At 61.3% G+C, this 25,434-nt stretch carries 22 protein-coding genes and 1 pseudogene; 9 read left to right on the top strand and 14 right to left on the bottom strand.

What is annotated here, in order from left to right:
• Positions 1-54: 54 nt before the first annotated feature.
• A complete protein-coding gene (locus tag BM254_RS14545; RefSeq protein WP_092005240.1) occupies positions 55-525 on the bottom strand; it encodes an Lrp/AsnC family transcriptional regulator in 471 nt (156 codons plus the stop codon).
• Positions 526-683: 158 nt separating this feature from the next.
• On the opposite strand from BM254_RS14545, the gene BM254_RS14540 reads away from it, so the two are divergent.
• Genes BM254_RS14540 through BM254_RS14530 form a run of 3 tightly spaced genes read left to right on the top strand, consistent with a single transcriptional unit; the run spans position 684 to position 6,807 of the window.
• Positions 684-4,202 carry an indolepyruvate ferredoxin oxidoreductase family protein gene (locus BM254_RS14540; RefSeq protein WP_092005237.1) on the top strand — a complete coding sequence of 1,173 codons (3,519 nt, stop codon included), beginning with the start codon at positions 684-686 and terminating at the stop codon, positions 4,200-4,202.
• Positions 4,195-5,376, top strand: a complete 1,182-nt coding sequence (locus BM254_RS14535; protein ID WP_092005234.1) for an amino acid aminotransferase — start codon at positions 4,195-4,197, stop codon at positions 5,374-5,376. The genes BM254_RS14540 and BM254_RS14535 overlap by 8 nt, the downstream gene beginning before the upstream one ends.
• Before the next feature lie 48 nt (positions 5,377-5,424).
• Positions 5,425-6,807: a sodium-dependent transporter gene (locus BM254_RS14530; protein WP_092005231.1), complete on the top strand. Its 1,383-nt coding sequence runs from the start codon at positions 5,425-5,427 to the stop codon at positions 6,805-6,807.
• 46 nt (positions 6,808-6,853) lie between these two features.
• Here the strand turns inward: BM254_RS14530 and paaX are convergent, their stop codons facing one another.
• A complete protein-coding gene (gene paaX / locus BM254_RS14525; protein WP_092005229.1) occupies positions 6,854-7,828 on the bottom strand; it encodes a phenylacetic acid degradation operon negative regulatory protein PaaX in 975 nt (324 codons plus the stop codon).
• Between the two features lie 410 nt (positions 7,829-8,238).
• On the opposite strand from paaX, the gene BM254_RS14520 reads away from it, so the two are divergent.
• The 6 genes and pseudogenes from BM254_RS14520 to BM254_RS17895 all read left to right on the top strand — a co-directional run bounded on the left by BM254_RS14520 (position 8,239) and on the right by BM254_RS17895 (position 13,492).
• Positions 8,239-9,393 carry an ABC transporter substrate-binding protein gene (locus BM254_RS14520; protein WP_092005226.1) on the top strand — a complete coding sequence of 385 codons (1,155 nt, stop codon included), beginning with the start codon at positions 8,239-8,241 and terminating at the stop codon, positions 9,391-9,393.
• A gap of 76 nt (positions 9,394-9,469) precedes the next feature.
• Positions 9,470-10,345, top strand: coding sequence for a branched-chain amino acid ABC transporter permease (locus tag BM254_RS14515; RefSeq protein ID WP_092005223.1), 876 nt, complete (start codon positions 9,470-9,472; stop codon positions 10,343-10,345).
• Positions 10,346-10,347: 2 nt separating this feature from the next.
• Positions 10,348-11,355: a branched-chain amino acid ABC transporter permease gene (locus BM254_RS14510; RefSeq protein WP_092005220.1), complete on the top strand. Its 1,008-nt coding sequence runs from the start codon at positions 10,348-10,350 to the stop codon at positions 11,353-11,355.
• Positions 11,352-12,110, top strand: coding sequence for an ABC transporter ATP-binding protein (locus BM254_RS14505; RefSeq protein WP_092005217.1), 759 nt, complete (start codon positions 11,352-11,354; stop codon positions 12,108-12,110). The genes BM254_RS14510 and BM254_RS14505 overlap by 4 nt, the downstream gene beginning before the upstream one ends.
• Positions 12,111-12,127: 17 nt before the next feature.
• Positions 12,128-12,577 (top strand): annotated as a pseudogene (locus tag BM254_RS17900) (hemerythrin domain-containing protein); the annotation flags it as partial.
• A gap of 210 nt (positions 12,578-12,787) precedes the next feature.
• Complete coding sequence (locus BM254_RS17895) at positions 12,788-13,492, top strand: ABC transporter ATP-binding protein (protein WP_245777451.1); 705 nt, start codon at positions 12,788-12,790, stop codon at positions 13,490-13,492.
• Positions 13,493-13,607: 115 nt separating this feature from the next.
• Here BM254_RS17895 and paaZ read toward each other — a convergent pair whose 3' ends face one another.
• The 12 genes from paaZ to BM254_RS17970 form a co-directional block, all read right to left on the bottom strand.
• The gene (paaZ, locus tag BM254_RS14495) at positions 13,608-15,653 is read right to left on the bottom strand and encodes a phenylacetic acid degradation bifunctional protein PaaZ (RefSeq protein ID WP_092005211.1); all 2,046 of its coding nucleotides are present in this window, start codon (positions 15,651-15,653) and stop codon (positions 13,608-13,610) included.
• 86 nt (positions 15,654-15,739) lie between these two features.
• The gene (gene paaE / locus BM254_RS14490) at positions 15,740-16,819 is read right to left on the bottom strand and encodes a 1,2-phenylacetyl-CoA epoxidase subunit PaaE (protein WP_092005208.1); all 1,080 of its coding nucleotides are present in this window, start codon (positions 16,817-16,819) and stop codon (positions 15,740-15,742) included.
• A 13-nt stretch (positions 16,820-16,832) separates the two neighbouring features.
• Entirely contained in the window at positions 16,833-17,402 is a 570-nt protein-coding gene (gene paaD, locus BM254_RS14485) for a 1,2-phenylacetyl-CoA epoxidase subunit PaaD (protein ID WP_092005206.1), read from the bottom strand.
• Positions 17,386-18,150, bottom strand: a complete 765-nt coding sequence (gene paaC / locus BM254_RS14480) for a 1,2-phenylacetyl-CoA epoxidase subunit PaaC (protein WP_092005204.1) — start codon at positions 18,148-18,150, stop codon at positions 17,386-17,388. The genes paaD and paaC overlap by 17 nt, the downstream gene beginning before the upstream one ends.
• An 11-nt stretch (positions 18,151-18,161) precedes the next feature.
• Positions 18,162-18,443 carry a 1,2-phenylacetyl-CoA epoxidase subunit PaaB gene (gene paaB / locus BM254_RS14475; RefSeq protein WP_092005201.1) on the bottom strand — a complete coding sequence of 94 codons (282 nt, stop codon included), beginning with the start codon at positions 18,441-18,443 and terminating at the stop codon, positions 18,162-18,164.
• Between the two features lie 17 nt (positions 18,444-18,460).
• Positions 18,461-19,453 (bottom strand): 1,2-phenylacetyl-CoA epoxidase subunit PaaA, encoded by a 993-nt coding sequence (gene paaA, locus BM254_RS14470; RefSeq protein WP_092005198.1) that lies wholly within the window; start codon positions 19,451-19,453, stop codon positions 18,461-18,463.
• Between the two features lie 295 nt (positions 19,454-19,748).
• Positions 19,749-21,056 carry a phenylacetate--CoA ligase PaaK gene (paaK, locus tag BM254_RS14465; RefSeq protein ID WP_092005195.1) on the bottom strand — a complete coding sequence of 436 codons (1,308 nt, stop codon included), beginning with the start codon at positions 21,054-21,056 and terminating at the stop codon, positions 19,749-19,751.
• Between the two features lie 57 nt (positions 21,057-21,113).
• Positions 21,114-22,361 carry a 3-oxoadipyl-CoA thiolase gene (gene pcaF / locus BM254_RS14460; protein ID WP_175497277.1) on the bottom strand — a complete coding sequence of 416 codons (1,248 nt, stop codon included), beginning with the start codon at positions 22,359-22,361 and terminating at the stop codon, positions 21,114-21,116.
• Positions 22,358-22,819: a hydroxyphenylacetyl-CoA thioesterase PaaI gene (gene paaI, locus BM254_RS14455; protein ID WP_092005192.1), complete on the bottom strand. Its 462-nt coding sequence runs from the start codon at positions 22,817-22,819 to the stop codon at positions 22,358-22,360. The genes pcaF and paaI overlap by 4 nt, the downstream gene beginning before the upstream one ends.
• Positions 22,816-24,336 (bottom strand): 3-hydroxyacyl-CoA dehydrogenase PaaH, encoded by a 1,521-nt coding sequence (gene paaH, locus BM254_RS14450; protein WP_092005189.1) that lies wholly within the window; start codon positions 24,334-24,336, stop codon positions 22,816-22,818. Before paaH ends, paaI begins: the two co-directional genes overlap by 4 nt.
• A gap of 3 nt (positions 24,337-24,339) precedes the next feature.
• The gene (gene paaG / locus BM254_RS14445) at positions 24,340-25,131 is read right to left on the bottom strand and encodes a 2-(1,2-epoxy-1,2-dihydrophenyl)acetyl-CoA isomerase PaaG (RefSeq protein ID WP_092005186.1); all 792 of its coding nucleotides are present in this window, start codon (positions 25,129-25,131) and stop codon (positions 24,340-24,342) included.
• A 42-nt stretch (positions 25,132-25,173) separates the two neighbouring features.
• On the bottom strand, positions 25,174-25,305 hold the full coding sequence (locus BM254_RS17970; RefSeq protein WP_281248070.1) for a hypothetical protein: 132 nt from the start codon (positions 25,303-25,305) through the stop codon (positions 25,174-25,176).
• Between the last annotated feature and the right edge of the window lie 129 nt (positions 25,306-25,434).

Raw genomic sequence — 25,434 nt, 5'->3', positions numbered from 1 at the left:
GCGCAATACCCTCTTACTCGTATGCATTTCCCCTGACCCGACAACCCGGCGCCATCATGACACAGGCAGGGTCAGGGTGTTCTTGATCTCCCTCAGGGCAAAGTTGGAGTTCACCTGGGCAATGCCCTTGAGGGTGAAGATCTTCTCGTTCAGGAACCGGTCATAGCTCGCCATGTCCGGCACCACGACCCGCAACACGAAATCCGCGTTACCGGTGACGGCAAAACATTGCAGCACTTCCGGATAGCTGCTGACCTCGCGCTCTATCTCGGCGGTGCTGTCGATGGTGTGGCGCTGCAGGGACAGATTGACCAGCACGCACAGGCCCTGGCCCATGGCTTCCGGGCACAGTTTTGCAGTATAGCCGGTAATCACGCCGGCTTCTTCCAGGGCCCGGACCCGGCGCCAGCAGGCCGCCGGCGAGAGCCCCACCTGCTCGGCCAGTAACTGGTTGCTGATGCGGCCATCCTGCTGGAGGGCATCGAGGATACGGCGGTCCAGTTTGTCCAGTTCGACCTGTTTCATTTGGTAACACCTGATTTTTATCAAAGGATATTTCGATATTTTTTCATTTATCAAAGAATGTTGCACATCGGCGCCGGTCGGCTAACCAAAAAGCAAGCACCTTTTGCGTCGATCCCTCTAGAATTTTGTTCATAAAATCAACAACTGGAGGGGCGACCATGACCGCCGATACACCTCAACTCGACAACTACAAACTCGAGGATCGCTACCTGCGCGACTCCGGGCGGGTATTCCTGACCGGAACCCAGGCCCTGGTACGGATCCCCCTGATGCAGGCAGCCCTGGACCGCAAACACGGCCTGAACACCGCCGGCATGGTCAGTGGCTACCGGGGTTCTCCGCTCGGCGCCTACGACCAGGCGCTCTGGCAGGCCAAGGATCTGCTCGACCAGAATCGCATCGATTTTGTCCCCGCCATCAACGAGGACCTTGCCGCCACCATCATGCTGGGTACCCAGCAGGTGGAAACCGACGAGGACCGCCAGGTCGATGGCGTGTTTGGCCTCTGGTATGGCAAGGGGCCTGGCGTCGACCGCGCCGGCGATGCCCTCAAGCATGGCACCACCTATGGCAGCTCACCCAACGGCGGCGTGCTGGTGGTGGCCGGTGACGACCACGGCTGTGTGTCGTCCTCCATGCCGCACCAGTCCGACGTGGCGTTCATGAGTTTCTTCATGCCCACCATTAACCCGGCCAACATCGCCGAGTACCTGGAATTCGGCCTCTGGGGTTACGCCCTGTCCCGTTACAGCGGCTGCTGGGTGGGCTTCAAGGCCATTTCCGAGACCGTGGAGAGCGCCGCTTCGGTGGAGCTGCCGCCGCTGCCCGAATTCAAGATGCCGGAAGATTTCACCCCGCCGGCGGATGGTCTCCACTACCGCTGGCCGGATCTGCCCGGACCGCAGCTGGAAACCCGGATCGAGCACAAGCTGGCGGCCGTGCAGGCCTTTGCCCGTGCCAATCCCATCGACCACTGCCTGTACAACAACCCGCAGGCCCGCTTCGGTATCGTCACCACCGGCAAGGGCTACCTGGACCTGCTGGAAGCGCTGGAGCTGCTGGGCATCGATGAAGCCCGTGCCGCCGAGCTGGGGCTGGATATCTACAAGGTGGGTATGGTCTGGCCCCTGGAGCGTCACGGCATCCTGAACTTTGTCCATGGCAAGCAGGAAGTGCTGGTGATCGAGGAGAAGCGGGGCATCATCGAGAGCCAGATCAAGGAATACATGTCCGAACCGGATCGTCCCGGCGAGGTGCTGATCACCGGCAAGCAGGACGAGAGCGGCAAGCCGCTGATGCCCTACGTCGGCGAGCTCAGCCCGAAACTGGTGGCCGGCTACCTGGCGGCCCGTCTGACCCGTTTCTTTGACGTGGACTTCAGCGAACAGCTCAGGGCCATCAACGAGATGACCAGCGCCAAGGACCCGGGCGGGGTCCGGCGCCTGCCGTATTTCTGCTCCGGCTGCCCCCACAATACCTCCACCAAGGTGCCGGAGGGCAGCAAGGCCCTGGCCGGTATCGGCTGCCATTTCATGGCGTCCTGGATGGGACGGAACACCGAGTCCCTGATCCAGATGGGTGGCGAAGGGGTCAACTGGATCGGCAAGAGCCGGTACACCGGTAACCCCCACGTTTTCCAGAACCTGGGCGAGGGTACCTACTTCCACTCCGGCTCGATGGCCATTCGCCAGGCGGTAGCTGCCGGGATCAACATCACCTACAAGATCCTGTTCAACGACGCGGTGGCCATGACCGGCGGTCAGCCGGTGGACGGGCAGATCACCGTACCGATGATCGCCCAGCAGGTTGCCTCCGAAGGCGTCAAGCGGGTGGTGGTGCTCAGCGATGAACCGGAGAAGTACAAGGGGCACGAAGGGCTGTTCCCGAGTGATGTGACCTTCCATGATCGCTCCGAGCTGGACCAGGTCCAGCGGGAACTGCGCGACATTCCCGGCTGCACCGTGCTGATCTACGACCAGACCTGTGCCGCGGAGAAGCGTCGCCGTCGCAAGCGTGGCCAGTTCCCGGACCCGGCCAAGCGGGCCTACATCAACCACCACGTGTGCGAGGGCTGTGGTGACTGCTCGGTGCAGTCCAACTGCCTCTCGGTGGTGCCACGCCAGACCGAGCTGGGCCGCAAGCGCAAGATCGACCAGTCCTCCTGTAACAAGGACTTTTCCTGTGTCACCGGCTTCTGTCCGAGCTTCGTCACCATCGAGGGTGGCCAGCTGCGCAAGTCCCGGGGTGTGGATACCGGCTCGGTGCTGACCAAGCGCCTTGAGGGCCTGCCGCAACCCTCCCTGCCGGCCCTGAATGGCTCGTTCGACCTGCTGGTCGGCGGCGTTGGTGGCACCGGCGTGGTGACCGTGGGCCAGCTGATCACCATGGCGGCTCACCTGGAATCCCGGGGTGCCTCGGTGCTGGACTTCATGGGCTTCGCCCAGAAGGGCGGCACGGTGTTGAGCTATGTGCGCATGGCACCGTCCCCGGACAAGCTGCACCAGGTGCGTATCAGCAACGGCCAGGCGGATGCCGTCATTGCCTGTGACATGGTGGTGGCGTCCTCCCAGAAAGCGCTGAGCGTGCTGCGTCCGGAACATACCCGGGTGGTGGCCAACAGGGCGGAGTTGCCGACGGCGGACTATGTCCTGTACCGGGATGCGGACATGCAGGCGGACAAGCGCCTGGGTCTGATCCGCGACGCGGTGGGTGACGACCGCTTCGACGCCCTGGATGCCAACGGCATTGCCGAGAAGCTGATGGGCGACACCGTGTTCTCCAACGTGATGATGCTCGGCTTCGCCTGGCAGAAAGGCCTGCTGCCGTTGTCCGAGGCGGCCCTGATGCGGGCCATCGAGCTCAATGGTGTCGCCATCGAGCGTAACAAGGAAGCTTTCGGCTGGGGCCGGGTTGCGGCGGTCGATCCGAAAGTGATTGATGACCTGCTGAATCCCGTCAGTGAGCCGGTGGAAGTGCACCCGGAGCCGACCCTGGATCAGCTGCTCGAGACCCGCTACCAGCACCTGGTGAAGTACCAGAGCCGGCGCTGGGCCGACAGCTACCGGGATCTGGTAGCGCGGGTGCGTCAGACCGAGCAGGGCATTGATCAGCAGGACCTGCTGCTGACCCGTACGGTTGCCGAGCAGCTGTACCGGTTCATGGCCTACAAGGACGAGTACGAAGTGGCTCGCCTGTTTGCCGAGACCGATTTCATGGAGGAAGTGGAAAAAACCTTCGAGGGTGACTTCAAGGTGCATTTCCATCTGGCGCCGCCGATCCTCAATCGCGGCACCGATGCCCGTGGCCGGCCGCAGAAACGGCAGTTCGGTCCCTGGATGTTCCGGGCCTTCAAGTTGCTGGCGAAACTGCGTGGCCTGCGCGGCACCGCTCTGGATCCGTTCCGTCATTCCGCGGACCGGAAGCTGGATCGGGCCCTGCTGGCGGACTATCGCCAACTGGCGGAGCGTATCGGTCGCGAGCTGAGCGCGGACAATCACGAAACCTTCCTGCAACTGGCGGAACTGCCGGCGGACGTGCGCGGCTTCGGCCCGGTCCGGGAGCAGGCGGTGGAGGCGATCCGGGAGCGTCAACAGCAATTGCTCAAGGCGCTGGAAACCGGCCGCCCGACCCTGATTCGCACCAAACCGGCCGGCGAGAAGGAGGAATCCCATGTTTGAGGCCCTGAAACCACTGCCACAGGACCCGATTCTCCAGCTGATGCAGACTTTCCGGGAAGATCCCCGGGAGCACAAGATTGACCTGGGCATCGGCGTCTACAAGGACGATGCCGGCAATACGCCGATCATGGCCGCCGTGCACCAGGCCGAACGCCGACTGTTGGAGAGCGAGTCCACCAAGAGCTACGTCGGTCCCGCCGGCTCGCCGGGTTTCGGTCGCGCCATGGCCGACCTGGTGATGGGTGAGGGCAGCTCCCTGGTGCGGGACGGCCGGGTAGCCGTGGTCCAGACCCCGGGTGGCTGCGGAGCCCTGCGGATGGCAGCGGAATTCCTGCGCCTGTGCCGTGACAATGCCACTGTCTGGGTCAGCACCCCCACCTGGGGTAACCATCTGCCCCTCCTGGGTGGGGCCGGCCTGAACATTCGGGAATATCCCTACCTCGATCCGGCAACCCTGCAGGTAGACTTCGCCGCCATGCTGGAAAGCCTGGCGCAGGCGGAGGCCGGTGACGTGGTGCTGCTGCACGGCTGCTGCCATAACCCTTCCGGCGCGGATCTGACCTTCGAGCAGTGGCAGCAGGTGACCGACCTGGTGCTGAAAAAGGGATTGCTGCCGTTTGTGGACATGGCCTACCAGGGCCTGGGTGACGGTCTGGAGGCGGATGCCGCGGGTCTGCGCCACATGGCCGGTCGGGTGCCGGAAATGATCGTGGCGGCCTCCTGTTCCAAGAATTTTGGCCTGTACCGGGAGCGTACCGGTGCCCTGATGCTGATGGGGGCCACCGACAGCGTCACCTCCGCGGCCAACAGCCAGCTGCTCAGTGTCATCCGTTCCCATTACTCCATGCCGCCGGCCCATGGCGCGGCGATCGTGGAAACCATTCTCGGGGATGAGGCCTTGCGCGCCGACTGGCAGCTGGAGCTGGCCGGTATGTGCGATCGCATTCTCGGGTTGCGCCGGGCCTTTGCCGAAGCGCTGGCGCCGGCCGGCGATTTCGGATTCATCGCACGCCAGCGGGGCATGTTCTCGTTCCTGGGCATTTCCCCCGCGCAGGTGCGCCGGCTCCGGGAGGAGTATGGCATCTACATGCTGGAGTCGAGTCGGGTCAACGTGGCCGGGCTGAACGACCGCACCTTGCCGGTCGTCGCCGAGGCAATCCGGACCATTCTCTGATTCTGTCCGTCCGACTTTCCGACAAAAACAACTATTTCGGAGTAGTACATGACTAACCAAACACAACCGCACCAGCAGGCTTCGAACCTCTGGTCTTCGCGTCTTGCTTTTATCCTGGCTGCCGCCGGTTCTGCCGTGGGGCTGGGCAATATCTGGAAGTTCCCGTACATCACCGGCGAGCACGGTGGCGGGGCTTTCGTCCTGGTCTACCTGGTGTGTATCGCCATCATCGGTGTGCCGGTGCTGATTGCCGAGACCATGATTGGCCGCCGTGGCGGGCAAAGCCCGGTTGCCACCATGCGATCGCTGACCGACAGCGAGGGCACCGCCCGGGGCTGGCGGATTATCGGCTGGAACGGCGTGATTGCCTCCTTCCTGGTGCTGTCCTTTTACTCGGTGATCGGTGGCTGGGCCCTGGTCTATATCGGCAAGGCTGCCGCCGGTCTGTTTACCGGCGCTGACGCGGAAACCATTGGCGGCCAGTTCGGTAACCTGCTGGCCAATCCCTGGGAATTGCTGCTCTGGCACAGCGTGTTCATGGCCATCGTGGTGCTTATCGTCGGCCGCGGTATCCGCTCAGGGCTGGAGCGGGCGGTCAACACCCTGATGCCGCTGCTGTTCATCCTGCTGGTGGTGATGGTGTTCTACGCCATGAATTCCGGCAGTTTCGGCCGGGCGGTGGACTTCATGTTCGCCCCGGACTTCAGCAAGCTCACCACCAAGGGCGTGCTTGTGGCGCTGGGGCATGCCGCCTTTACCCTGAGTATCGGTATCGGTGTGCTGATGGCGTACGGCTCCTACCTGCCGAAGAAGGTCAACATTGCCCGCACCGCAATGACCATCGCCGTGCTCGACACCAGTGTTGCCCTGCTGGCGGGGCTGGCGATCTTTCCGCTGGTGTTTGCCAACGGCCTGGAACCGGGCACCGGCCCGGGGCTGATCTTCGTGACCCTGCCGCTGGCCTTCGGGCAGATGACCGGCGGTGTGCTGTTCGGCGTGATCTTTTTCGCGCTGTTGCTGGTGGCCGCGGTCACCTCCGCGATATCCATGCTGGAGCCGGTGGTGGAGTGGCTTGAGGAGCACAAGGGCATCAACCGTTTCAAGAGCGCCCTGGCTGGCGGGCTGGCAATCTGGTTCGTGGGAATCGGGACGGTGTTGTCATTCAACGTCTGGTCCGATATTCACCCGCTGGGCTTCCTGGCTTTCTTCGAAGGCAAGACCGTGTTCGATCTGCTGGACTTCCTGGTGTCGAACCTGATGATGCCCCTGGGCGGGCTGGCGATTGCCCTGTTTGCCGGCTGGGCCATGCGCCGTGAGGGTCTGATGGAAGATATCGGCCTGCGGGGCGGTGTCTACCGGAGCTTCATGGTTGTGCTGCGGTACCTGACACCGGCCGGTATTCTGGTGGTGTTCCTCTACAACCTCATCTGATCCGAAAGATGGGGCGCCCTGACGGCGCCCCGGCTCACCGAAAGGCTCACACCGGTTCGCCGACCGCTGTGAGCCTTTCTTCGTTCTCGTCGCTGGTATCCTGCAGGCCACCGAACCGGCGGTAGAACTTCTCGTTCGGTCCAGGCAGCGGGCCGGAGGCGTTCTCCAGGGTCTCGTCCAGCCACTTTTCAGCGCGCGCGTAGATGTGACGGTAGAGGTTCCGGCACAGCTGCTTGGCGCTGCGCCCTTCCCAGTCCCCGGGTAGTAACTCCTCGGGCAGCAACGGATCCCGCAGCAGGATCTTCCGGTACTCGTGGATCAGCAGGATGCGCAGCGTAAGGCACTCCGCCGGGGTCAGGTCATCTTCGTTCTGCAGTTCGCGCCAGACCGGGCGGAATTGCGACAGGAAACGCCGGTAGCGCCCGCCCAGTTCGTCCAGGTTCCAGCTTTCACGCACCTGCAACCGCAGGGCCTTGGAGCTCTTCTGCTCCATGGGCACGGTTTCCATGACGATGGTGTCTTCAAGAGCGCCCCATTCCTGCAGCAGCGGCAGCAGTTCGTTGCGGGTAAAGCGCGGGTGCTCCATTACGCCCGGCGCCATACTGCCGAAACTCAGCCATTTCAGTTCTTCCCGGACTTTCTGCTTCAGGTCGGGCGCCAGCTGGTTGAGGTAGACCAGGCACCAGCTGCCACTCCATTCCCGGGTCGAGAGGCTGTAGACATGCTGGAACGCCTGCTCGAACCGGCGAAGACCGGGGCCGGTCAGGCTGTAGTAACTGCAGCGGCCGACCTTCTCTGTCTGCAACCAGGATTCCTGCACCAGTCGGTATACCGAGGTGCGAACCAGCCGCTGACTGATGCCCATGGGTTCCACCAGCTTCATCAGACTGCCCAGCCATACGGTCCCTCCCCGGGGAACGATGGCGTCACCATAGATGGTGATGATCAGCGAGCCGGCACGAAGCGGGCGTTTCTTCTGGAAGTTGAGGACGAGCTGCTCAAGCTGGTTTTTTGCAGACATAGGCTTATTGTCGGTTATCGGTTATCAATTATCAGGAATTACAAATCTGATACGTATTATGCGGTTCCTGTGTGTCACGTAAAGCATTCACTACTCTGTCGCCTGACTGGCGCCTTGGACCATGGTCGGCTTTACTGTGAGAACCTGTCAGGTAGTCAACCAAATCGGTTGACACGGATATTATGATACAATAATGTCCATTGATATTCGTCAACGGTATCGAATTTTACCAATGATGATGATCAGGGATCTGATGGATCAGGGATGAGCACACAAATATAAAGCTGACAACGGGTCGAAGGGTGACTGAAATGACACAGAAGTCAGAGCCAGGCTCTCGATCGTTGTTTTACTTCTGAGCAATGGATGGGGGGCAAGCAAGCCCCGCACAATTCGGGAGAACAAAAACAATGCTTAAGACAATTCTGCGTCGCACGGGAAAATTTGCGGCTATCGCAGCCGCCGGTCTGGTCATGAGTGCCCAGGCTGCAGAGCCGATCAAGATCGGTTCGTTCCTGTCAGTAACCGGCCCCGCCTCCTTCCTGGGGGATCCGGAACTGAAAACTCTGGAAATGTACGTTGAGAAGATCAACGAAGAGGGTGGCGTTCTGGGACGCCAGCTGGAGCTGATCCACTACGATGACGTGGGTAATGCTTCCAACGCCCGTAACTTTGCCAGCCGCCTGATCCGTTCCGATCGTGTCGACATCATCGTCGGCGGCAGCACCACCGGTGCCACGATGGCGGCGGTGCCCCTGGTAGAGCAGGCCAAGATCCCCTTCATCTCCCTGGCAGGTGCCGTGGTGATCACGACCCCGGTCAAGGAATGGGTATTCAAGACTCCCCAGTCTGACCGCATGGCGGCCGAGCGTATCCTGACCGACATGAAGGATCGCGGCATCACCAAGATTGGTCTGATCTCCGGAACCGGCGGTTTCGGCTCCTCCGGCCGCACCCAGACTCTGGAAGTCGCCGAGAAAATGGGTATCGAAGTGTTGGCGGACGTGACCTACAGCGGTTCCGATACCGACATGACTGCCCAGCTCACCAACATCCGTAACACCGACGGTGTCGAGGCAGTGCTGAACTTCGGTTTCGGTCAGGGCCCGGCCATCGTGACCCGTAACTACGACCAGCTGGGTATGGAACTTCCGTTCTACCAGTCCCATGGTGTTGCTTCCGACAGCTTCCTGGAGCTCGCGGGTGATTCCGCAGAGGGCTTGCGCCTGCCGGCTTCTCCGCTGCTGGTGCCCGATTCCCTGCCGGATGACGACCCCCAGAAAAAGGTCGTGCAGGACTACAAGGCCGAGTATGAAGCTCGTTGGGATTCCAAGGTGTCCACCTTCGGTGCCTACGCCTATGACGGCCTGATGTTGGCAGTCCAGGCCATCGAAGCTGCCGGCTCCACCGACAAGGAAGCCGTGCGCGAAGCACTGGAGAACATCCAGGGTTATGTCGGCGTGACCGGTGTCTTCAACATGTCACCGGAAGACCACAACGGCCTCGACGCTGACTCCTTCCGCATCCTGGAAGTCCAGAACGGCGAGTGGAAGCTCATTAACTGATCTATCCATCAAGCAGTAAACCGTCTGCCCGTCCCGGTCCGGGGCGGGCAGATGCTGTCCGACCGGAACCACGGCTATGTTTGCAGAATTCCTCCAGTATCTCTTCACCGGGATCACTATCGGTGCCACTTATGCCCTGATAGCCCTCGGATTTACTCTCATTTATAACGCCAGCCACGTCATCAACTTTGCCCAGGGCGAATTCCTGATGATTGGCGGCATGGCGACTGTTTCTCTCACGGCGATGGGCGTGCCCATGGTGCTTGCCATCATCCTGGCCGTGTTGCTTGCCGGTGTACTCGGAATCCTGCTTCAGCGCTTTGCCATTGCGCCCGCGAAACAGGCGGATGTGGTCACGCTGATCATCATTACCATCGGTGCCTCCATTTTCATTCGTGGTCTTGCCCAGCTGGTCTGGGGCAAGGAATACCACGTCATGCAGAATTTCAGCAGCGACGAACCGATCCGCATCTTCGGCGCTGTGCTCAATAGCCAGAGCCTCTGGGTCCTGGGTATCGGTGCGATCCTGGTGGTCGGGCTGGTTCTGTTCTTCACGCGTACGCTGATCGGCAAGGCCATTCTCGCCACCTCCATGAACAAGGAGGCCGCGCGTCTCGTGGGTATTCGCACCCAGCTGGTTCTGATGCTGGCCTTCCTGGTATCAGCGGTGCTCGGTTCCGTGGCCGGCGTTGTGGTTGCGCCAATCACCTTCACCTCCTATGACATCGGCATCATGCTCGGCCTCAAGGGCTTTGTCGCCGCCGCCATCGGCGGGCTGGGCAGCGGTATGGGTGCCGTTGTCGGCGGCCTGTTGCTGGGTATAGTCGAGGCCATGGCTGCCGGCTATATCTCCTCTGACTACAAGGACGCCGTGGCGTTCTCCATGATTCTCATCGTGCTGTTCTTCATGCCGCGCGGTCTGTTTGGCGCCAAGGTCGTGGAGAGGGTTTAATCATGTTGAATAGATTCATGCAAATGCGGCTGCGGGACCTGATCATTCTGGCGGTTATCCTGTTCGCCCTGCCGTTGTTCCTGAACAACCCGTTCCATTATGACCTGGCCACCCAGATGGCGATCATCGCCGCCACGGTGGTGGGCCTGAACCTGCTGGTCGGGTTTGCCGGCCAGATCAGCCTTGGGCATGCCGGCTTCTTCGGCCTCGGTGCCTATTTTACCGGCATCATGACCAGCAATTATGGCTGGTCCTCGGTGCCCGCGCTGGTGGTCGGCGCGATTCTGGTGGGTATCGTGGCCTGGATTGTGGGCCGCCCGATCCTGCGACTGAAGGGGCACTACCTGTCCATGGCGACGCTGGCGGTCGGCTTCATCATCGCGATCATCCTCAACAACGAACGGGCGCTGACCGGTGGCCCGGATGGTATGCCGGTGCCGGCCTTCACCGTGTTTGGCTGGGAGCTGAGCCCGTTTGGCAGCTACAACCTGCTCGGGATGGAGCTCAATGGCAGTGAAGCCTGGTACCTGTTTGCAGCGGTGGTATTGCTGGTTGCGGTCTGGCTCGCCCAGAACCTGATTGATTCGCCCATCGGCCGGGCGCTTCGCTCGGTGCACGGGTCGGAAGTGGCCGCCCGTGTGGTGGGTGTCGATACTGCCCGTTACAAGAGTCTGGTGTTCGTGGTTTCGGCGATCTATGCCAGTGCCATGGGCAGCCTGTACGCCCATTTCCAGGGCTTCATCACGCCCGCGGTGGCCGGGTTCGATTTCTCCATCCTGTTTATCACCATGGTGGTGCTCGGCGGTATGGGATCTACCATGGGCGTTATCCTCGGTGCGGTGGTGCTCAAGCTCCTGCCCCAGGTGCTGGCGGATTTCCAGGAGCTGGAGACCGTCATGTTCGGTGCAATCCTGATGCTCACCATGATCTTCATGCCCAAGGGCCTGCTGCCCACTATCCAGACAGCTGTCGGTAAGCGGATGAAGAAAAAGGCGGGAGGTCAGGCATGAGCGCACTGATTGAAGTAAAAGGCCTGGACAAGGCATTCGGTGGCGTCCATGCGGTGGAAGGTGTGTCCTTCTCGGTGGAAGCCGGGCAGGTGTATTCGGTGATCGGCCCCAATGGTGCCGGCAAGACCACCCTGTTCAACCTGATTACAGGGCTCTATACCCCAACCAAGGGCGAGATCCGCCTCAAGGGTGAGAGTACCGCGAAACTGGAGCCGAACGAGCTGGCGGAGCGCGGTATGTGCCGTACTTTCCAGCAGATGCAGATCTGCATGAACATGTCGGCTATCGAGAACGTGATGCTGGGGCGGCACCTGCAGCTCCGCAGTAACCTGTTCACCACGCTGTTCCGGTTGCCGTCCCTGCTTCGGGATGAGAAATCCTGTCGTGAGCGGGCCGCAGAACTGATGGAGTTCGTCGGCTGTGGCGAGTACCTTGATACCGAGGCCTCGGCGATGTCCTATGGTGCCCTCAAGCGCCTGGAGATTGCCCGTGCCCTGGCGGCAGATCCCAAGGTCATCCTGCTGGATGAGCCGGCCGCCGGCCTCAACGCCGTTGAAACTGCGGCGCTGGAAAAACTGATCCGGAAGATTGCCGACCAGGGTACGACCGTCATGCTGGTAGAGCATGACATGAAGCTGGTCATGGGGATTTCCGACCGCCTGCTGGTACTGAACTACGGGCGTGTGCTGGCGGAAGGTACACCTGAAGAAATCCGCAACAATCCGGACGTCATCGCTGCCTACCTGGGCGGCTGAGCAAGGAGACATTTCAAATGAGCGAGCAACAGACCGAAATGGCGCCTGCCCAGTCCCGCAGCGAGCAGGCAGTACGCATTATTGTTCACGAGCATCAGGCGCTCTGGCGCATCCTGGACCTGCTGGACCAGCTGCTCAGTGACATGAACATCAATGAGCAGGAGCCGGATGAGCGACTGTTCACCAAGATCTTCGATTACATCGAGCACTTTTCCGAGCGAGTGCACTCGACGCCAACGGACATCGAGTTGTACAAGCGCCTGGGAGACAAGCATCCGGAATCGCTGCCGCTACTGGAGAAGTTGTCAAAAGGCTATCTGGTCGGTCACGAGAAGCTGCTGGAATTGCGAAAATTGCTGACCACGTGCATGGAAAACTGGCCGGACGGCCGGGAAGAGTTCAGTCATGCCCTGGCCCGGTTCACCGAAGCCCTGCGCAAGCACATCCGCAAGGAAGAAGGGGTGGTGATTCCCCGTGCCCGCAAGGTACTGTCCGAAGAGGACTGGGAGCAGATCATCGAAGCACGGGACATCGAAAACGATCCCCTGTTCGGCGAAAGGGTCAGGGAAGAGTTCCGGGATCTGCGCCACGAGATCATCAATTATACCCCGGAGCGCTTCGGCGGCCTTGGCCTCAAGCATGCGGAGCGGGTCAGCGCCCCCCACGCCAAGGAGGAAATGCTCGCGATCAAGGGTCTGGCCACCTCCTACGGCCAGATTGAGGTGCTGCACGACATCGATGTCCGCATCAACAGTGGTGAGATTGTGTCCCTCGTAGGCGCCAACGGGGCCGGTAAGTCCACACTGCTGATGAGCATCTCCGGCCTGCAGCCGATGGATCGTGGCAGCATGGTCTATCGGGGCAAGGACCTGGCAAAGGTCCAGGCCGACCAGCGGGTGGCCGAGGGCATCGTTCAGGTTCCGGAGGGGCGTCAGGTGTTCAAGGACCTGTCGGTGCATGACAACCTGCTGCTGGGTGCCTACACCCGTGGCCGCAGCCAGGAAGTTGAAGATGACCTGGAGCGGATGTACACCAAGTTCCCGATCTTGCGTCAGAAGCGCCACAACCTCGCCGGGGAACTCTCCGGTGGCCAGCAGCAGATGCTGGCCATGGGGCGCGCCCTGATGGCGAGGCCGAAGCTGCTGTTGCTGGACGAGCCGAGCATGGGCCTGGCGCCGCTGATCATCGAGGAGATCTTCGATATTATCAAGGAGCTGAAGGAAGAGGGCATCACCATCTTCCTGGTGGAGCAGAACGCGTCCCAGGCACTGGCACTGGCCGACCGTGGTTACGTGCTGGAAACCGGCAAGGTGGTCATCGAGGGCACCGGTCGGGAGCTGCTTAGTAATGAGAAGGTCCGGGAGGCCTACCTGGGCATGTAAAACTTCCGCCGGGCGGAAACAGAAAAGGGGACAGGCTTTTGGCCTGTCCCCTTTTTGTTTGCCTCCGACCTGCCGTTCGGGTCCAACGGTTGGCAGGCCGGATACGTCCCCGGTATTACTGGGGACGTTTGGCAACCAGTGTCAGGATGTCGTAGCTCGCAACCAGTTCGTCGTTCTGGTTGGTAACCTGGACATCCCAGACCACCACACCCTGGGGGTGTCCGTCCGGAGAGGTCCGACCCTGATCGATCTTGCGCTTGCAGGTCAGGCGCGCCCGGATAGTGTCGCCAGGAGCCACCGGCTCGATGAAGCGCAGAGTGTCCAGGCCGTAGTTCGCCAGTACCGGGCCTTCGCCAGGATAAACGAACAGGCCGGCCGCGGCGGACAGCACGAAGTAGCCGTGGGCAATGCGCTTGCCGAACTGGGAATCGCGTGCAGCAATCTCATCGAAGTGCATGTAGAAGTGATCGCCGGACAGACAGCCGAAGTTGACGATGTCCGCCTCGGTGACCGTGCGACGGTGAGTCAGCAGGGACTCGTTGATCTGCAGGTCTTCGAAATGGCGACGGAACGGATGGACGTCGGTTTCGATCAAATCGGCGCCACGTACGTATTCGCGGGTAACGGCGGCCAGCATGGTCGGAGAGCCCTGGATGGAGGTCCGCTGCAGGTAGTGATGGACTGCGCGGATACCGCCCAGCTCCTCACCGCCACCGGCGCGACCCGGGCCACCATGCTTGAGCATGGGCAGGGGCGAACCGTGGCCGGTGGATTCCTTCGCGGCTTCCGCGTCCAGCAGGTGCAGGCGGCCGTGGAACGCGGCGAGCATCGGGGCGATTCGGCCGGCAATGGCCGGATCGCGGGTGGTCAGGGTAGTGACCAGTGAGCCCCGGCCCTGGGCGCAGAGCTCCACCGCGTCCTCAATGGTGTCGTAGGGAATTACGGTCGCAACCGGACCAAACGCCTCGATATCGTGGGCACCACAGCCGTTTTCAGGGTTCCGGCACAAGAGCAGGTGCGGTTCGATAAATGCGCCCTTCTCGGTGCCTTCACCGGTTGGCTTGAAGCTGCCGTCGCCACCGACAACCAGTTCGCTGGTCTTCAGCAGTTCCTGGATGTTGGCCTTGACGTCTTCCAGCTGGTCGAGGGAGGCCAGGGCGCCCATGCGCACGCCTTCCACAGACGGATCACCCACGGTGACCTTCGACAGCCGTTCTTTGAGCTTCTCACAGACCGCGTCGACACGGTCTTTCGGCACCAGGACCCGGCGGATAGCGGTACACTTCTGACCGGCCTTGGCGGTCATTTCACGACCGACCTCTCTCACGAATACATCAAAGTCCTCGTGCTCGGGGGTCACATCCGGAGCCAGGATCGCACTGTTCAGCGAGTCGGCTTCGGCGTTGAACGGAATCGAGCGGTTGATGATGTTCGGATGGTTGCGAAGCTTGCGCGCTGTTGCCGCAGAGCCGGTGAAGGTGACCACATCCTGTTCTTCCAGGTGATCGAACAGGTCGCCGGTGCTGCCGATGATCAGCTGCAGGGCGCCCTCAGGCAGGGCACCGGATTCCTGCATCAGACGAACGGCCAGTTCGGTGACGTAACAGGTGGAGGTGGCCGGCTTCACGATGCATGGCATACCTGCCAGGAACGTGGGCGCGAACTTCTCCAGCATTCCCCACACCGGGAAGTTGTAGGCGTCGATGTGCAGAGCCACGCCGCCGCGGGGCACCAGGATATGGGTACCGGCGAAGTGGTTGTTCTTGCCCAGGGGCATCACCGGGCCTTCGTGTACGACGTTGCCGGACGGCAGTTCGCGGCGGCCCATGCTGGCGTAGGAGAACAGGGTGCCGAAACCGCCATCGATATCTATGCCGTTATCGCCCTTGCTGGAACCGGTGTGCATGGACAGGGCATACAGCTCTTTCTTGTGCTCCTGCAGGTACAGGGCCATGGCCTTCAGGGCCAGGGCGCGCTCCTGGAAATCCATGGCCATCAGGTTCTTGCCGCCGACCTTGCGGCCATATTCAGCGGCTTTCTTGAAGTCGATGGTGTCGTCGTGGGTATGGGCGACGACCTCGCCATTGATGGCACTGGTTAGCGCCTTGGCGGGCTTTTCACCGACCCACTGGCCGGCAATGAAACTTTTCAGGACTGACATGGGAAACTCCATTCGTTTCTGAAACACGAAGGCAAGTCCCGTGTACCCGGGACTTGCCTCGTTCGTAGCTTTGGGGTGGGCAGGGACTACATCTCGTCGTAGTCGAGAACCACCTTGTCGCTGATCGGGTAGCACTGGCAGGAGAGCACGTAGCCGGCTTCGACCTCGTAATCCTCCAGGGCAAAGTTCTGGTCCATTTCCACTTCACCTTCCACGACCTTGGCGCGGCAGGTGGAGCAAACGCCAGCCTTGCACGAGTAGGGCAGGTCTGCGCCTTCCTCATTACCGGCATCCAGGATGCTCTTGGTGTCGCGAACCAGCGGGAAGGTCAGGGAGCGGCCGTCGGCAATAACGGTCACTTCACTAATGGATTGCGGATCCACGTGGGACGGATCCCGGTCTTTCCTGGACTGGGGCACACCACCAGCCGGTGTGAACAGCTCGTAGTGAACCTTGCTCTTGTCCAGGCCGTGGCGGGTCAGCGAGTCGCGGACGGTCTCGGTCATCGCCTGGGGACCACAGATGAAGGCTGCGGTAAGTGCCTTGGCATCGATCCAGTGATCGAACAGGGCATCACACTTGTCGTGATCGATCCGGCCGTTGTACAGGTCAATGTCCTGTTCTTCCCGGGTAAAGATGTACACCAGGTTGAGGCGCGACATGTACTCGTTCTTCAGGTCCTGGAGCTCGTCCCGGAACATGGTGTTGCTGGTGGCCTTGTTGCCATAGAACAGCGTGACCTCACTCTTGGGCTCGGTCTCCAGGGTGGTCTTCACGATCGACAGGATCGGCGTGATACCACTGCCGGCTGCGACGGCCAGGTAGTTGCCTTCGCGCTCGGGGTCCAGGTCGACGGAGAAATGGCCCTGGGGCGGCATCACTTCCAGTGTCTGGCCGGGCTTGAGCTGTTCGTTGGCAAAGGTGGAGAAACGGCCGCCGGGAATCTTCTTGACCGCAATGCGCAACTCATGGTCGTTGACGCTGTTGCAGATGGAGTAGGAGCGCCGTACTTCCTCGCCGTCCAGCTTGGTTCTAACAACCAGGTGCTGGCCCTGCTTGTAGGAAAACTTGTCGGCCAGGTCTTCCGGTACGTCAAAAGACAGGGTTACCGCGTTTCTTGTTTCAGGTCTGACCTCTTTGAGGGCCAGTGAATAGAATTTGTTCATGGTCGTCTTGGCTCTAGATGCATTTGAAATAGTCGAAGGGCTCGAGACAGTCCTTGCAGCGATAGAGCGCCTTACAGGCGGTAGATCCGAACTCGCTGACCCGCTCCGTGTTGGTGCTGCCGCAATGGGGGCAGGTGATCACTTCGGATTCGCCCAGCAGGCTGCGCTTGCTGGCGCTACCCTGGGGTGGCGCGATTCCGAAAGCCCGGAGCTTCTCTCGGCCTTCGTCTGTAATCCAATCGGTGGTCCAGGCCGGGGTCAGCACCTGTTTGATCCGGGGATTGCGGAAGCCCGCAGCACGCAGGGCCTCCTCAATCAACTCCTCGATCAATTCGGTCGCAGGGCAGCCGGAGTAGGTCGGCGTGACATCGACGGAAAGTTCCTTCCCGTCCCAGTGCACGGCCCGGACAATGCCGAGCTCGACAACGCTTACTGCCGGAACTTCAGGATCCTTGACCTCGTCAAGGATGGCCCAGATGTCCGCCTCGGTCAGTTGATCGGTGCGGGCGTCTGCCGGCACGCGATCACTGGCAATCAGCTTGTCTACCGCTGACCGCGGGTCTGTATCACCATGTTGTGGCATCGGGATAGGCCCTCTGCAGAAACTGCATTTCTGCCAGAATGAAACCGAGATGTTCGGTATGTTCGCCGCGCTTGCCGCCCAGGTACATCCAGGCATCGTCCGGCTGCGGTGTCAGGGTGGCTTCCTGGAGCACTTCCTTGACCAGTCCGCGCCAGTCTTCCTTCAGCTGCTCGGGATCCGGACCGATTCCTGCTTCCGCCATCAGACGGTCGGTTTCGTCCGGCGTGATCAGCTCACCGGTGAAACGCCAGAGGATGTCTACTGCATCCTGCATACGACGGTGGCTTTCCTCGGTGCCGTCACCCAGGCGCTTGACCCACTCGGAGGAACGGCGCAGGTGGTAGGTCACCTCTTTCAGTGCCTTGGCGGCGATGGCGGCAACCCGCTCGTCGCTGGCGTTCACCAGGCTCTTCAGGGTGAAGTAGTGCCAGGCGTCGTAAAAGAACTGGCGACCCATGGTGACCGCATAATCTTCGTTCGGCTGCTCGGTCAGCAGCAAGTTGCGGTAATCGTGGGCATCGCGACGGAACGCGAGTTTGTCCGCATCCCGACCGTCATCGATCAGCTCGGCGGCATACTCGTACCAGTTCCGGGCCTGGCCGACGAGGTCCAGGGCGACGTTCATCAGCGCCATTTCCTCTTCCAGGGCCGGGGCCTTGCCGCACAGCTCACACAGGCGCTGGCCCAGGATCATGTCGGAGTCCGCCAGGCGCAGCAGGTATTCCGTGAGTGCTTCTTTCTGAGTCATGGAACCGCTCCTTACATGTGTCCGACTTCGTCGGGCAGCTTGTAGAAAGATGCGTGTCGGTAAACCTTGTCTTCCGACGGGTCGAACAGCACCTCTTTCTCATCGGAGGCAGAAGCCGTGATCGCGTCGGACGGAACCACCCAGATGCTGACGCCTTCGTTGCGGCGTGTGTACAGGTCACGGGCGTTTTCCATGGCCATTTCCGCATCGCTGGCGTGGACGCTGCCAACGTGCTTGTGGTTCAGACCGTGCTTGCTGCGTACGAAAACTTCGTAAAGGCTCCATTCAGCCATGATTCTTTCCTCCGGTATCAGGCGGCTTCAGCGCGCTGTTTTTGTTTTTTGGCGTAGGCGACAGCGGCTTCGCGAACCCAGGCGCCTTCGTCAATTGCATTCTTGCGAGTTTTGATGCGCTCGCGGTTGCAGGGACCGTTGCCCTTGAGAACGTCGTAGAACTCCTGCCAGTTGATTTCACCGAAATCATAATGGCCGGTTTCTTCATTCCACTTCAGGTCCGGGTCCGGTGCGGTGCAGCCCAGGTACTCGAGCTGGGGTACGGTCTGGTCGATGAACATCTGGCGCAGTTCGTCGTTGCTCTTGCGCTTGATCTTCCAGGCCATGGACTGCTGGGAGTTCGGGGATTCGTCGTCGTGCGGGCCGAACATCATCAGCGCCGGCCACCACAGACGGTTGATGGCGTCCTGCACCATCTGCTTCTGCTCCTCGGTGCCTTCACGCATCATGTCCAGCAGGATCTGGTAGCCCTGACGCTGGTGGAAGCTCTCTTCCTTACAGATGCGGATCATGGCCCGGGAGTAGGGGCCGTAGGAGGTACGCTGCAGGACCACCTGGTTGACGATGGCCGCGCCATCCACCAGCCAGCCCACGGCACCCATGTCCGCCCAGTTCAGGGTCGGGTAGTTGAAAATGCTGGAGTACTTGGCCTTGCCCTGGTGCAGCTTCTCGATTTCCTCATCGCGATCGGCGCCGAGGGTTTCCATGGCGCTGTACAGGTACAGGCCGTGGCCGGCCTCGTCCTGGATCTTGGCCATCAGCTGCAGCTTGCGCTTGAGGGTCGGGGCACGGGTCACCCAGTTGCCTTCCGGAAGCATGCCAACCACTTCGGAGTGGGCGTGCTGGGAAATCTGACGGACGAGGGTCTTGCGGTAGCCCTCCGGCATCCAGTTCTTCGGTTCGATCTTAACTTCGGCGTCGATCTTTTCCTGGAATGCGCGCTCTTCGGGCGACATCTCATCCAGGCTCTTGACGCGCTTGGCTCCGGTTTCAACGAGCTGGGCGTACATACAATACCTCCGGTTCGGCTTGTTGTTCTGTGAGCAAAGATGCTCGCTTCATGATTTTTCTGACTTCAATCAATATTAAATGATACTGAATAAAAATCAAGGAACGTATTTGTGTGTCATGTCAGTTTAAAAGGTTACGTAATGACTATTTAAGCGTTTGATACCTGGGCTAAAAAAAGTGATACGTAATTAAAAACTATCGAGATCTATTATGAGAGAGTTAAATTAAATCTCGATAATCCGGATGGTAAGGACCCCGGCCGGCCGTGGGGACCGGTCGGGGCGCTACCGGAATTTACTTCCGGCGGTCGATAACCCGCTTGGCCTTGCCTTCGGAGCGGGCCAGGCGGTTGGATTCCACTACTTCTACACGGGTGCTGATGCCGATGTAGGACTTGATGTGGTGCGCCAGCTCCTTGGCGGCCTTGGCGCGTACCTCGTCACCCATGCCGGCCTCCGGCTTGAGTTCGGCACGGATGTCCACGCAGTCCAGGTTGCCTTCCTTGTAGACTTCGATCTCGTAATGCGGCGCCAGCGCCTCGCACTTGAGTACCTGCTCCTCGATCTGACTCGGGAACACGTTCACACCCCGGATGATAAGCATGTCATCGCTGCGGCCGGTGATCTTGTCGATACGACGCATCGGGCGGGCCGTGCCCGGCAGCAGGCGGGTCAGGTCACGGGTGCGATAACGCAGGATCGGTAGCGCGACCTTGGTCAGGGAAGTGAAAACCAGCTCGCCATACTCGCCGTCCGGAAGCACCTCGCCGGTGTTCGGATCGATGATTTCCGGATAGAAGTGATCTTCCCAGATGGTCGGGCCGTCCTTGGTCTCGATGCATTCCATGCCCACACCCGGGCCCATGACCTCGGACAGGCCGTAGATGTCCAGGGCCTGAATGCCCAGACGCTCTTCGAGCTCTGTGCGCATGCTGTTGGTCCAGGGCTCGGCACCGAAGATGCCCAGACGCAGCGGCAGTTTGTGCGGATCAATGCCCTGGCGATCCATCTCGTCAGCGATGTTCAGCATGTAGGACGGGGTCACCATGATGATGTCCGGCTGGAAGTCTTTGATCAGCTGAACCTGCTTCTCGGTCTGGCCGCCAGACATGGGGATAACGGTACAACCCAGCCGTTCGGCACCGTAATGGGCGCCCAGGCCGCCGGTGAACAGACCGTAACCATAGGAAACGTGAACCTTGTCACCGCGGTGCCCGCCGCCTGCGCGGATGCTGCGGGCCACGATGTCGGCCCAGGTGTTGATGTCACCCTGGGTGTAGCCGACAACGGTCGGCTGGCCGGTAGTACCGCTGGATGCGTGCACCCGGACCACGTCAGACATCGGCGTGGCAAACATGCCGAACGGGTAGTTGTCGCGCAGGTCGGATTTGGTGGTGAACGGGATCTTGGCCAGATCTTCCAGGGAGTTGATGTCCATGGGCTTCAGGCCGATGTCATCAAATGCCTTCCGGTAGAACGGAACATTGGTGTAGGCATGGACCACGCTCCAGCGCAGGCGCTGAAGCTGTTCGTGACGAAGCTCGTCGATGCTGGCGGTTTCCATGCGATCGAGTTTGCCGATTTTCTGCAGAGGTAAGCTCATAATCGAATCCTGCGTGTTCTTGGGTCTTGAGTCAGCGTGTCATTGGTGATGATGGTGTTACTGGGCGCTGTCGGTGCGCTCGATGATCAAGGCGATACCCTGGCCCACGCCGATGCACATGGTGCACAGGGCGTAACGGGCTTTCTTGCCGGCCTTGTGGCGCCGCTCCAGCTCGTTCAGGGCAGTGGTCACCAGGCGTGCACCGCTCATGCCCAGGGGGTGACCCAGGGCGATGGCGCCGCCATTCGGGTTGACGTGTTCGGCGTCGTCAGGCAGACCGAGATCCCGGGTAACGGCCAGAGCCTGGGCGGCAAAGGCTTCGTTCAGCTCGATCACGTCCATGTCGGCCAGTTCCAGACCGGCGGTCTTGAGGACCTTGCGGGTGGCCGGCGCCGGTCCAAAGCCCATGATCCGCGGCTCAACGCCGGCGGTGGCCATGGCAACGATACGGGCCCGAGGCTTGAGGCCGTATTCTTTAAGGGCATCCGCGCCGGCCATCAGCAGGGCGCAGGCGCCGTCGTTGACGCCGGAGGCGTTGCCAGCGGTGACCGTGCCGTTCTCGCGGAACGGAGTCGGCAGCTTGGCCAGCTTTTCCAGGCTGGTTTCCCGCGGATGCTCATCGATATCGACCACCAGTGGATCCTGCTTGCGTCGGGGGATGGTGACCGGCGTGATCTCGTCAGCAAAGACGCCAGCGGCCTGGGCGGCAGCGGTGCGCTGCTGGCTGCGCAGGGCGAAGGCGTCCTGGTCTTCCCGGGAGATGTTGAACTGCTCGGCCACGTTCTCGGCAGTTTCGGGCATGGAGTCAATGCCGTACTGCTTTTTCAGCACCGGGTTGACGAAGCGCCAGCCGATGGTGGTGTCAAAGATCTCCGCCTTTCGGCTGAAGGGACTGTCGGCCTTACCCATCACGAACGGGGCACGGGACATGGACTCGACGCCGCCGGCAATCATCAGTCCGGTTTCACCGGTACGGATAGCGCGGGCGGCGCTGCCCACTGCATCCATGCCGGAACCACACAGACGGTTGATGGTGCTGCCCGGTACATCCACCGGCAGCCCGGCCAGCAGCAGGGACATGCGGGCTACGTCCCGGTTGTCCTCGCCGGCCTGGTTGGCGCAGCCGTAGAGCACGTCGTCCACCTTGGACCAGTCCAGGTCCGGGTGCCGCTCGACCAGGGCCTTGATCGGAACCGCACCGAGGTCATCAGCCCGGACGGGGGAAAGCGCGCCGCCGTAACGACCGATGGGGGTGCGGATGGCGTCGACGATGTAAGCGTCCAGCAGGCGGTTGTCAGTGCTCATGAATTGTCCTCCGAATTGCGGACGGTGCCGCGAACTTCATAGGAGCGGCCGCGGAACAGTGCCACGGTGCGGCCGTCCTGGTTGGTCAGGGTAATGTCGTAAATGCCGGTACGGCCGCCCCGGGAACGCTCTTCCGCGGTGGCGGTCAGCAGGTCGCCCTCTTTGGCGCCGGACATGTAGTCAATGCTGCAGCCGGAAGCCACGGTGGCCCGGTCATAGCTGTTGCAGGCAAACGCAAAGGCGGAATCCGCCAGGGTAAACAGGTAACCGCCGTGGCAGGAGCCGTGGCCCTGGATCATGTCGGGGCCGACAGTCATGGTCAGGATGGCCTTGCCGGGGGCTACGGATTCGATTTTCATGCCCAGTTTCTGGCTGGCACGGTCCCTGGCGAACATGGACTCGGCACATTCTTCCGCCAGTTTCTGTGGATCGGGTTTCTGTTGATCGATAGTGCTCATGCGTAAAACCCCTTGTTGGCAAAACAGTTCTTTCTCAGCAGCAGCGACGGCCGGTAGCGATCCTCGCCGTAGCTGTTCTGGATGTTGGTCAGCACGGTGAAGGTGCGGCCGGCCCCGAGACGGTCACTCCAGCTCAGGGGACCTTCCGGGTAATTCAGGCCGGCTTTCATGGCCAGATCGATATCGGCAACCGTGGCGACTCCGTGCAGGTGGGCATCGGCACCCTCGTTCGCCAGCATGGCGACGGTGCGCATGATCACCAGGCCCGGGCGATCGGCAATGCGGCTGACCGCAAGGCCGGCCTTCTGCAGCAGGGCGCAGGCGTCGTCGATGGCCTGCCCGGAGGCCTGATCCGCCGCCGCAATCGCCAGGCGGGAGGCCTGGGCGTAGTCGAAGGCAAGGTCGAACAGCACCAGATTGGCGCAGCCTTCCTCGGCGGCCCGCTCGGTGGCCAGACGGCCGTCAGTCAGGGCCAGTACGGCCTGGCCAAAACGCAGCTGACCGTTGCCGGCCCGCTCGATGATCTTCAGACCCGCATCACGGAGGCGATCCACCAGGGCCGACGCAGGGCCCAGGCTGCCTTCGACAATAACCACAGATTCATTGCTCTGGCGCGGAGCTTCGGTCTGCGGCTCGGGGCGTTCGGCCCCCTCCTGGTAACTATAGAAGCCCTGGCCACTCTTGCGACCAAGATGGCCCGCGGAGACCAGCTCCTGCTGAACCAGTGACGGCAGGAAACGGGTGTCCTGGTAGTAGGCGTTGAACACCGAGTTGGTCACCGCGTAGTTGACGTCATGGCCGATCAGGTCGGTGAGCTCGAAGGCGCCCATGCGGAAGTTGCCGGCCTCGCGCATCAGGGCGTCAAGGGTGGCCGGGTCCGCAGCCTGTTCCTGGACCAGACGCAGACTCTCGGCGTAGAACGGCCGGGCGACCCGGTTGACGATGAAGCCGGGAGTCGAAGTTGCATAGACCGGTTTCTTGCCCCAGTTGGCGGCGGTGTCGTACACGGTCTCGGCAACGGCCTTGTCAGTGGCCAGGCCCAGCACCACTTCCACCAGCGCCATCAGCGGAGCGGGGTTGAAGAAGTGCATGCCCACCAGGCGCCCTGGATGCTTCATGCCGGCACCCAGTGAGGTGACGGAAATGGAGGAGGTGTTGGTGGCGAGGATGGCGTCCTCGCGGCACAGTGCTTCGAGGTCTGCCAGCAGGCCACGCTTGATGTCGAGGTTCTCCACGATCGCCTCGATCACCAGCCCGCTCTCGGCCACTTCCGAGAGATCGGCCACCGGCTGGATGCGGTTGAGGAGGGCATCCAGATCCTGCTGGTCCATCTTGCCCTTGTCCACACGGCGTTGCAGCACCTTGGCAATGCCGTCGCGTCCGGCCTCGGCGGCCCCTTCACGCTGGTCATGCAGGAAGACATGGTGCCCAGCCTGGGCCGCTACCTGGGCGATGCCGGCGCCCATGGCGCCGGCGCCGATGACTGCAACCTTGGTTTGGGTATCCAGTGCCGGCATGGTTTATTTCCCCTTGAAAGACGGTGTGCGTTTTTCCATGAAGGCGGCCACGCCTTCGCGGTAGTCTTCGGTGCGACCGGCTTCCCGCTGCAGATCCCGTTCGAGGTTGATCTGCTCTTCAAAGGTGTTGTTGACGCTGGCGTGCAGCGCCTGCTTGATCAGTGCCAGGCCCTTGGTGGGCTGGGTGGCAAAGTGGCGGGCCAGTTTCATGGTTTCTTCCATTAGCTGGTCGTCGTCCACGCACTGCCAGATCATGCCCCAGTCTTCCGCCTTTTCCGCGCCGATCTTGCCGCCCAGCAGGGCCATGCCCTTGGCGCGGGCCATGCCTGCCACCCGGGGCAGGGTCCAGGTACCGCCGGAATCCGGCACCAGGCCCAGCTTGCAGAAAGCCTGTACGAAGCTGGCGGAGCGGGCGGCCAGAGTAATGTCGCAGGCCAGGGCGATGTTGGCACCGGCGCCGGCGGCTACCCCGTTCACCGCGCACAGCACGGGCATGGGCAGATCGCGCAGGCTGCGCATCATCGGGTTGTAATAGTTTTCCAGGGAAGCGCCAAGATCCGGCATCTCCTGACCCGGGGATACGCTGCGGTCAGAGAGGTCCTGGCCGGCACAGAATCCCCGGCCGGAACCGGTAATCACCAGCACCCGAACGGTCTCGTCCTTGCGAACGGTGTCGATGGCATCGCGCATGCGCTCGTGCATCTCGACATTGAAGCTGTTGAGGTTGTCCGGTCGGTTCAGGGTGAGCAGGGCGACGCCCTGATCGATTTCAAGAAGGATGCTCGGCTGGGTCATGGTGTTGTCCCGTTGTTGGTAGCAAGAAATGGTTAGAGACGCTCAGCGTCCCGTGACAGGAATGGCGAAGATCCCCCGGAGCACGCGACAGGTGTCCGGGCGGAGGTTTGCAGTGGCGGTATCGGTCATTCCCGTTACCGCTGCTGCGGGCGTGATGTGCAGGTTGTTTGGCATAAGCAATCCGGTGTGACTTTGTTTTTGTCTCAGGTGCCGGCTTCGCCGGTCAGATTCCGGGCGCTGCATGCCCTGGTTAATCTGGTCTGTCAGGGCCGAATGCGTGAATGAGTATATCTCAGAATTGAT

Source organism: Marinobacter pelagius, from assembly GCF_900114925.1.
Taxonomy (GTDB): domain Bacteria; phylum Pseudomonadota; class Gammaproteobacteria; order Pseudomonadales; family Oleiphilaceae; genus Marinobacter; species Marinobacter pelagius.
The sequence above is the reverse complement of the archived record's forward strand: the minus strand, read 5'-3'. Positions and strand labels throughout refer to the sequence as shown.

Excerpts from the sequence above, each read along its gene's own strand:
- BM254_RS14545 (WP_092005240.1), bottom strand. The coding sequence starts at position 525 with ATGAAACAGGTCGAACTGGACAAACTGGACCGCCGTATCCTCGATGCC.
- paaH (WP_092005189.1), bottom strand. The coding sequence starts at position 24,336 with ATGCCGGCACTGGATACCCAAACCAAGGTTGCAGTCATCGGCGCCGGC.
- BM254_RS17895 (WP_245777451.1), top strand. The coding sequence starts at position 12,788 with ATGCTCGCGATCAAGGGTCTGGCCACCTCCTACGGCCAGATTGAGGTG.
- paaC (WP_092005204.1), bottom strand. The coding sequence starts at position 18,150 with ATGACTCAGAAAGAAGCACTCACGGAATACCTGCTGCGCCTGGCGGAC.
- paaX (WP_092005229.1), bottom strand. The coding sequence starts at position 7,828 with ATGTCTGCAAAAAACCAGCTTGAGCAGCTCGTCCTCAACTTCCAGAAG.
- BM254_RS17970 (WP_281248070.1), bottom strand. The coding sequence starts at position 25,305 with ATGCCAAACAACCTGCACATCACGCCCGCAGCAGCGGTAACGGGAATG.
- BM254_RS14540 (WP_092005237.1), top strand. The coding sequence starts at position 684 with ATGACCGCCGATACACCTCAACTCGACAACTACAAACTCGAGGATCGC.
- pcaF (WP_175497277.1), bottom strand. The coding sequence starts at position 22,361 with ATGAGCACTGACAACCGCCTGCTGGACGCTTACATCGTCGACGCCATC.
- BM254_RS14530 (WP_092005231.1), top strand. The coding sequence starts at position 5,425 with ATGACTAACCAAACACAACCGCACCAGCAGGCTTCGAACCTCTGGTCT.
- paaK (WP_092005195.1), bottom strand. The coding sequence starts at position 21,056 with ATGAGCTTACCTCTGCAGAAAATCGGCAAACTCGATCGCATGGAAACC.
- paaB (WP_092005201.1), bottom strand. The coding sequence starts at position 18,443 with ATGGCTGAATGGAGCCTTTACGAAGTTTTCGTACGCAGCAAGCACGGT.
- paaD (WP_092005206.1), bottom strand. The coding sequence starts at position 17,402 with ATGCCACAACATGGTGATACAGACCCGCGGTCAGCGGTAGACAAGCTG.
- BM254_RS14505 (WP_092005217.1), top strand. The coding sequence starts at position 11,352 with ATGAGCGCACTGATTGAAGTAAAAGGCCTGGACAAGGCATTCGGTGGC.
- BM254_RS14515 (WP_092005223.1), top strand. The coding sequence starts at position 9,470 with ATGTTTGCAGAATTCCTCCAGTATCTCTTCACCGGGATCACTATCGGT.
- paaI (WP_092005192.1), bottom strand. The coding sequence starts at position 22,819 with ATGAGCACTATCGATCAACAGAAACCCGATCCACAGAAACTGGCGGAA.
- paaG (WP_092005186.1), bottom strand. The coding sequence starts at position 25,131 with ATGACCCAGCCGAGCATCCTTCTTGAAATCGATCAGGGCGTCGCCCTG.
- BM254_RS14510 (WP_092005220.1), top strand. The coding sequence starts at position 10,348 with ATGTTGAATAGATTCATGCAAATGCGGCTGCGGGACCTGATCATTCTG.
- BM254_RS14535 (WP_092005234.1), top strand. The coding sequence starts at position 4,195 with ATGTTTGAGGCCCTGAAACCACTGCCACAGGACCCGATTCTCCAGCTG.
- paaE (WP_092005208.1), bottom strand. The coding sequence starts at position 16,819 with ATGAACAAATTCTATTCACTGGCCCTCAAAGAGGTCAGACCTGAAACA.
- paaA (WP_092005198.1), bottom strand. The coding sequence starts at position 19,453 with ATGTACGCCCAGCTCGTTGAAACCGGAGCCAAGCGCGTCAAGAGCCTG.
- paaZ (WP_092005211.1), bottom strand. The coding sequence starts at position 15,653 with ATGTCAGTCCTGAAAAGTTTCATTGCCGGCCAGTGGGTCGGTGAAAAG.
- BM254_RS14520 (WP_092005226.1), top strand. The coding sequence starts at position 8,239 with ATGCTTAAGACAATTCTGCGTCGCACGGGAAAATTTGCGGCTATCGCA.